This is a genomic window from Chloroflexota bacterium (assembly GCA_015478725.1).
In the GTDB taxonomy this organism is placed as follows: domain Bacteria; phylum Chloroflexota; class Limnocylindria; order Limnocylindrales; family CSP1-4; genus C-114.
The window spans coordinates 1-1,216 of the sequence record JADMIG010000134.1; the positions used below are offsets into that span (position 1 = coordinate 1).

The 1,216-nt window shown below is 64.8% G+C and carries 1 protein-coding gene and 1 pseudogene; both read right to left on the reverse strand.

The features are described from left to right. On the reverse strand, window positions 1–397 hold a 397-nt coding region (locus IVW53_16115; protein MBF6607085.1), incomplete at its 3' end, for a hypothetical protein. Between the two features lie 111 nt (window positions 398–508). After that, a pseudogene (locus IVW53_16120) lies at window positions 509–919 on the reverse strand (RNA helicase). Window positions 920–1,216 lie beyond the last annotated feature (297 nt).

Here is a 1,216-nt window from a genome sequence, read left to right on the forward strand (position 1 = left end):
CGACCTGCTTGCCCGCCGTCTCGACTATCGGATCCACGTCCCACTTGAGGTCGACGGCGAGATTCAGTGGACCGACCAACGCGTCCGACTGCTTGAGGCCCTCGACAGCGGCCACCTGCACGCTGTCGAATTGGTCGAGATAAGGGAGCTGACGGAGTACACGGGCCTGCTCGGCGAGCGAATCGGTAAGGGTGAAGCCGCATGTCTGGCCATCGCCATCGCCAGGGGATGGACAGTGGCCTCGGACGAGCGCCGCCGTTTCGGTCGGCTCGCGCATGAGCGACTGCCCGACCGGCCGGTTATCACGACGAGGGCGACGATCGTTGAGGCCGTCGGCCTCGGGCACCTGACCGTCGAGGAGGCCTTCGCCATTCAAGACGTGCTCGCCTCGGAACACCGCTTCCGGATGAACCTGGAGCCGGACCTGTCCCGTTAGGCCCGCCTCACGGCCTGAGGATGAGCGTTACTAACCGCGTCGTCGTAGGTGATCTGGAGGCTAACGTGTATGGATCGTCTTGCCGGCGCCCGGATCGTCGGCGAGGAGAAAGCTGAGCGGCTGGCGTGTCAGGAGTTCCTCGTAGACGGCCGTGATCTGGTGCGGCAGCGGCTCGACGAGGGCCGTTGTGACGGCGACATATGGGTCGAAGAGGTAGGCCAGGTCGATCCGCTTCGCTTCAGCGACCAGGCGGAAGGTCTCGCCGTCGCCATCAAACGCCCAAGGTCGGCCGGCCTCGGCGATTTCGATCCTGGGTTCGTCGTCGCGGAAGAGGAGTTTCCTCGCGACCTGGCCGGCAGCCGTCTTGTAGGTCAGCTCGACCGCGGTTGAGCCGCGCCACTGGACGTCAACCACCGTCACCAGAGCATCTGGCGTGATGCCGGCGACCGTGGCGCCTTTGGTCAGCTCCTCGAGGTGGGCGATAGCGGTCCTCCTGGGCGAACGCCTTCCCTTGGTCCGATTGTACGGGCGGGCGCCGGACGAACGATCGCGGGTTTCCTTTGGCAGCTCGCCCGTCACGACGAGCACGTCCTGATCCGGCGAGACCAAGAGGGCCAAGCCTCCGCGAGCCTGTGCCTCTTTCAAATTGCGGTCAGCGAATTGGTGGGTGCCGTCCGCCGACGGCGCACCCCATCGGCACGCTATTCGCCGTGCATCTGCGGCGACTCTAGTGTTCTGTATCACATATGACTAGACAATCGGTGCCGGGTCAGATAGGCT